This is a genomic window from Microbacterium sp. MMO-56 (genome assembly GCF_037146215.1).
Lineage (GTDB): Bacteria > Actinomycetota > Actinomycetes > Actinomycetales > Microbacteriaceae > Microbacterium.
The window spans coordinates 1-5,548 of sequence record NZ_JBBCVW010000036.1 but is presented as its reverse complement, the minus strand read 5'-3'; the positions used below and the strand labels follow the sequence as shown (position 1 = coordinate 5,548).

General features: G+C 67.7%; 6 protein-coding genes and 1 pseudogene. 3 read left to right on the top strand and 4 right to left on the bottom strand.

Going from position 1 to position 5,548, the window contains the following annotated elements; translation table 11 throughout:
* Window positions 1-261 precede the first annotated feature (261 nt).
* The gene (locus WFI00_RS17630) at window positions 262-603 is read left to right on the top strand and encodes a histone-like nucleoid-structuring protein Lsr2 (RefSeq protein WP_336633645.1); all 342 of its coding nucleotides are present in this window, start codon (window positions 262-264) and stop codon (window positions 601-603) included.
* Window positions 604-714: 111 nt separating this feature from the next.
* On the opposite strand, the gene WFI00_RS17625 is transcribed toward WFI00_RS17630, so the two are convergent.
* The 3 genes and pseudogenes from WFI00_RS17625 to WFI00_RS17615 form a co-directional block, all read right to left on the bottom strand.
* On the bottom strand, window positions 715-1,632 hold the full coding sequence (locus WFI00_RS17625; protein ID WP_336633644.1) for a type II secretion system F family protein: 918 nt from the start codon (window positions 1,630-1,632) through the stop codon (window positions 715-717).
* Window positions 1,629-2,486, bottom strand: coding sequence for a type II secretion system F family protein (locus WFI00_RS17620; RefSeq protein ID WP_336633643.1), 858 nt, complete (start codon window positions 2,484-2,486; stop codon window positions 1,629-1,631). Before WFI00_RS17620 ends, WFI00_RS17625 begins: the two co-directional genes overlap by 4 nt.
* Window positions 2,483-2,914: pseudogene (locus tag WFI00_RS17615) on the bottom strand (ATPase, T2SS/T4P/T4SS family); the annotation flags it as partial. The pseudogene WFI00_RS17615 and the gene WFI00_RS17620, both read right to left, overlap by 4 nt.
* Window positions 2,915-3,079: 165 nt before the next feature.
* On the opposite strand from WFI00_RS17615, the gene WFI00_RS17610 reads away from it, so the two are divergent.
* Window positions 3,080-3,514 carry a protein-tyrosine phosphatase family protein gene (locus WFI00_RS17610; protein WP_082734128.1) on the top strand — a complete coding sequence of 145 codons (435 nt, stop codon included), beginning with the start codon at window positions 3,080-3,082 and terminating at the stop codon, window positions 3,512-3,514.
* Window positions 3,515-3,594: 80 nt separating this feature from the next.
* On the opposite strand, the gene WFI00_RS17605 is transcribed toward WFI00_RS17610, so the two are convergent.
* Window positions 3,595-4,623: a helix-turn-helix transcriptional regulator gene (locus WFI00_RS17605; protein ID WP_336633642.1), complete on the bottom strand. Its 1,029-nt coding sequence runs from the start codon at window positions 4,621-4,623 to the stop codon at window positions 3,595-3,597.
* Window positions 4,624-4,758: 135 nt separating this feature from the next.
* Here WFI00_RS17605 and WFI00_RS17600 point away from each other — a divergent pair, with 135 nt between their 5' ends.
* Entirely contained in the window at window positions 4,759-5,154 is a 396-nt protein-coding gene (locus WFI00_RS17600) for a RidA family protein (protein ID WP_336633646.1), read from the top strand.
* The last annotated feature ends 394 nt before the right edge of the window (window positions 5,155-5,548 follow it).

Sequence of the window (5,548 nt, the reverse complement as noted above, 5' to 3'; positions counted from 1 at the left end):
GTCTCCGGACGAACAGGTTGCTTGGTCGCTACCGATCCTCCGGGCCTCGACCCACCTCACCCCGTCACGCCACGCCCGAGCGCCTCACCCCACCCAGAATGCGCAGAGCCATTTATCCACATGCTCGGTGGCGGAACGGCGCCGTGCGCAAAAGCCAGGAATGCGCGATCGCGAATCATCGTGCATGTGCGAATCCCACGACCCGACAGCGCGGAGCGCGCCTTCTGGCACGTCGACAATCCATGATCTAGGCTCGCCGTCATGGCCCGCAAAGAAATAAAGACCTACATCGTCACCGATGACCTCACCGGTGAAGAGATTCCCGACACCGACGCCGTCACCATCCAGTTCTCCTACGGCGGACAGGCGTATGAGATCGACCTTTCCAAGAACAATGCCAAGAAGCTCGACGACTTCATGGCCGACTACATCGACAAGGCCCGCCGTGTCCGCTCGTCCAGCGCTGCGCCGGTGCGCCGCACCGCGACCAAGCGCCAGGACCTGAATGCCGTACGAAAGTGGGCGAAGGCGAACGGGCACAGCGTCAGCGAGCGCGGCCGCGTGGCTCAGGCCGTTCTCGACGCGTACGAAGCAGAGCACTGAAACGCATTCGCCGGCGACGACTCGACATTCGCGTCTCGCCGGCGAATTCTCTCCCACCTGGCCGCCGACGCCGATTCTCCTGACGGGCGAGATGTGCGGATCGGGCGATTCTCACCCCATTCCGAGTTTGAGCATCACGACCCCCGGGAAGACGGCGTAGAGCACGGACAACGGGAGTATCAGGAAGACGAGCGGAAGGAGCATGAGGATTTCCTTCCTCCCCGCCGCTTCGAGCAACAGGCGTTTCGCATCCTCCCGCGCATCCCTCGCCTGGTCCTGCAGCACCTGTGAGAGCGGTGCTCCGCGTTCCATCGCGGCGACGAGGTGATCGACGGCGCGCGACAGCGCGGGGACACCGGCATCGTCGGCGACCTGGCCGAGAGCTTCCGTCAGCGTCGATCCGGTGGCACTCGCCAGCACGGCACGTCTCAGCTCTTCGGGGAGCACCCCCGATCCGACGTCGCCGACACGGGTGAGCGCGGCGCGCAGACCCTCCCCCGCCGCCAGACACAGGGCCAGGAATTCGAGGACGGTCGGAAGCTCGTCCTGCACGCGCGCGATGCGGCGGCGCGCGCGGACGGTGATCCGCTGCTCGTAGGCGAGAACGGCACCGGCGGCGAGCAGGAGCGGCAGCAGCGCGACGACGGGTCCGCCCCTTCCGGTGACCATCCCCGCGACCGCGAGCAGAGCCCCGCACACGAGGCCGGCGACGCCCCAGGCCAGCTGACGTCCGCGGAAGGCGACCGGATCGAGCGCCGAGCCCGCGTGACGCAGGCGCCGTGTCAGAACCGCCCGGTCGCCGCGCACCGAGACGAGACGCTCGCGGAGACGGCCCACGTCGAACCGCGTCGCGGTCACACGGAGCGGCGTGAGGCCGAGCGGATCGGCGATGTCGCGAAGGTACGGCGCGATCCGCGTCGACAGCGGAGGCACCGCCCAGCGCGGCAGGCTCTGCGCAACGAGCAGGATGCCGCCGGCGAGACCCGTTCCGAGCAGCACAGCCGTCGCGACGACGCCCACGGCGCTCACCCGAACCACCGCTGCGGCTCGGGCAGCCGTCCGAGCCGCAGCGTCAGACGATAGGCGATCGCCGAGACCGCGGCCCCGGCGAACACCACGATCGTGCCGGCCGGCGTGGCGTACGCCGCGGCGCCCTCCGGCCGGATGGCCAGAAGCCCCAGCACCACCCACGGAGCGACGACACCGACCACGGCCGCGCCGCGCACCCAGGACTGTCGGGCTTCGACCTCGGCGCGCAGAGCCGCATCCGCGCGTACCGATGCCGACAGCGTCTGGAGGATGCGGGTGAGTTCCGTCCCGCCCACGTGGCGGGACATCCGCAGCGTCTCCACGATGCGGTCCGCCGCCGGATCGGCGAGCCCCTCTTTGAGGCGCACGGCGCTGGAGTCGAAGTGGCCGGAGGCCGCCATATCGGCGGCGAAGCGGGCGAACGGAGCGCGCAGCGGAGGCGGCCCGCTGTCGGCGAGGGCGCCGACGGCGTCCGGCAGCGACATCCCCGCACGCACCGCCGAGACGAGCAGATCGCAGACATCCGACCAGAGGGCCCGCCGCGACCTCCGCAGCCGACGCCCGCGGGCCCGCAGCCACGAGAACGGCGCCGCCGCCCCCGCGACAGCGGCCACCATCGTCACCGCGGGCAGCGGCGCGAGGAGCCACGCGGCAGCGGCGGAGAGTCCGGCCAGACCCACCGCCGCGGTGATCGCGCGCGAGCGGGGCGTATGGGCGAGGCCCGCCTCCTGCAGAAGCCGCGTGATGCGGCCGCCCGCGGGTGCGCGATCGTCGGCACCCCGCCGAGGCCACACCCACGGGGAGACCACGAGGAGCACGCCCGAGGCGAGAAGGGCACCCCAGATGATCGTCACGGCGTCGTTCCCCCGCGGACACGACGTCCGACCGCGGCCTCGCTCCCCACCGCGCGATAGAGCGTGCGTGTCGCCACGGTCTGCCCGTCGTGCCGACCGGTCGTCTCGACGACCTCTTCGACGCGGCGCGCGCCGCCGGCGGCGCGTCGGCAGTGCACGACGACGTCGACGGACGACGCGATCGCGGGGACCACGAAGCCGGCGTCGATGTTCCGCCCGGCGAGCAGGGGCAGCGCCGTCAGGCGTCGCAAGGCGTCGGCGGCCGAGTTCGCGTGGATTGTCGCGGCGCCCGGAACACCCGTGTTCAGAGCCAGCAGAAGATCGAGCGCCTCGGCGTCGCGCACCTCCCCCACGACGATCCGATCGGGACGCATCCGCAGTGCCTCCTTGACGAGGCGTCTCGGGCTCACCGCGCCGGTCTGGTGCAAGTACTTTATTGCGGTGAGCACTATTCGCGCATTCTCGGTTGTGGTGTAACTGGCGGCACAGGGCGAACGGGAATCGCTCTCGTCATACCTCGCCCGATACGACGGTGTACCGGCCGACGCATCTACGGGCCGCCCTGAAACGATCGTCAGTGGCACGATTGAGGGATGGAAGCGTGGGCGGCTGAGCGAAGCGGCGTGGTGACGCTGCCGAGTGGTCGTCTCGTGCGTGGACGCGGACTAAGAGACGGTCCCGTCTTCGACGGCGATGAACCTGATTTCGGGCTCTACCTCACGTCGCGGGTGCACCGCGAGAGCTGGCCGTCGCAATGGATTGCATGGCCCGACTTCCGCCTACCGAGAGCGCCGATGGATGCGATAGCCGCGCTCCGCGAAGCCTACGATCGGTCGCTGACTGAGAGGGTCGAGGTCGCTTGTGGCGGCGGGACAGGTCGAACGGGGACAGCTCTCGCGATCCTCGCTCGATATGACGGCGTATCGGCCGACGAGGCCGTGGCCTGGGTTCGCGCCGCCTATCGACGCGGCGCGGTTGAGACACCCTGGCAGCGCAGATTCGTCCGCCAGGTTCAGCTACCGCTCTGACCCCGAATACGATCGTTTGCGGGCCGAGCAGGGGTGAGCTGGTGAGAGGGTGCCGCAAACGTCTCCCGAATCGAAACCGGTTACGGGTGGTCGGGGTTTCGGTCCTGGTTTTTGGTGGGGCCCAGTTTCGGGTCGTCGGGTTGCGAGGCGTAGCGGGTTGCGACCTCAACCGCGAGTTGGTGAAGTGCCTGTCGCAGCTCCGGGGGGCTGATTACTTGCGCCCTGGTGCCGAGCTGCCAGAGAGCCCATTCGGCGTGTCGTAGGTCCTGGAAGGTCAGTTCGATTCGTAGCCAGCCGTCCGGGTCGGTCGTCTCCCGGATGATCGCGAGGGCCGTGCCGGCGAGTTCCTCGCGTCTCAACGGGTCGATTCGGGCGAGCACCACAAGCTGGGATTCTCCGGCACGAAATCGTGCGCTGCGGGCCTCCCAAAGTTCCGCGAGGTCGACTGCAGCCGGGCGTTGGGCGGGTGCGGTGAGTTCTTCTGCGGCCAGGATGCGCGACAGTCGGTAGGTGCGATCGTTGCCGTCGACGAGGGCGAGGAGGTAGCCCTTCTCCCGCACCGTGACAAGGCCGATGGGGTCTACTTCGCGCCACGCGGGTTCGCGGCCTTCGGCGGCGTAGTGGATGCGCAGCTTGCGGCCGTTGAGTACCGACCGGCGGACCTCGATCATGATCGCCTCGGGGATGCCTTCTGTGATGCGGTGTCGTGACAGGAGATCCGCTTCGGGCTCGATGAGTATGCGTTGTGCGGCGTCCGTGGCTGCGAGCTGGTGACCGACTGGTATCGCATCGACGACCTTGCGCATGGCAGAGGACAGAGCCGAGCCCAGGCCGAACACTTGCCGTCCGCCAGCGCCGCCGGCAGTGAGGAGGGCCAAGGCTTCCTCGTGGTTGAGTCCCATCAGTTCGGTGCGAAAGCCGGGGAGAAGGGAGAAGCCGCCGTTGCGGCCCCGATCGACGTAGACCGGAACCCCGGCGGTGGATAGTGCCTCGATGTCTCTGAGGACGGTTCGGGTGGATACTTCGAGTTCCTTCGCCAGCTCGGGCGCGGAGAGGCGGCCCCGTTGTCGTAGGAGCAGCACGAGAGAAACCAGCCGATCGGCGCGCATAAGAAACTCTCTCAGACATACATGACATGAGGTGTCGTGATTCGTTGGAATGCTCGAACTGACGCCATCGCAGATGGCGCGTGACTTGGCCGGATCACCGGTGCAGCACGAACACGAATGGAGCAGGAAATGACACTGGAACGCAGCGCAATAAACCCGGTCGCGTGGTCGCAGGAGATGGGCTTCAACCAGGGCGAAGTCGTATCTGGGGAGACTCGCACGCTCTACATCTCAGGACAGACCGCGATGAGCGCGGACGGCCGCCCCGAGCACGATGGCGACGTTGCTGCGCAGCTCGCGCTCAGCGTCGACAATCTCGAAGCGGTGCTCACGGCTGCCGAGATGACCCTCGCGAATCTCGTACGCCTCAACGTCTACACGACCGACATCGACGCTCTCTTCCCGCACTACGGAGAACTGGCCGGACGCCTCGGCGCAGTCGGCGTCGCGCCCACGACCACGATGCTCGAAGTCACCCGCCTCGCGATCCCCGGCCAGCTCGTCGAGCTGGAAGGTACAGCGGTCGCCTGATACGAACGATGCTGCCCGCGCCAGCCCCTGCGCGGGCAGCATCATCAAGCCCGCCGCCTTGTAGGTTTCCGCAATCGCTCGAAACTGATCGATTCCGGCACGAGCACCGACGTGTCGTGCTGCCGAAAACGATCGTTTTCGGCAAGCTCGTCGACGCCGACGACCGGTGTCATTGTCCGAAGTCGTCGGCACAGCTGGCCCTAGTAATTCGGGAATTGTGCTGGGGACTGTGGACAACGCCCGATCTGTACTGGTGTGCACAAACCGACACTTTGCGGTCGAGGGAGCCTGACCCGCTTTTCCGGACACCTGAGTTGAGGCGATGATCGTCTCGGAAGGAGTCCGTGAGATGCCTGCTGCACATTCGCCGGAGTTTCGGCGTCGAGCCCTGGAT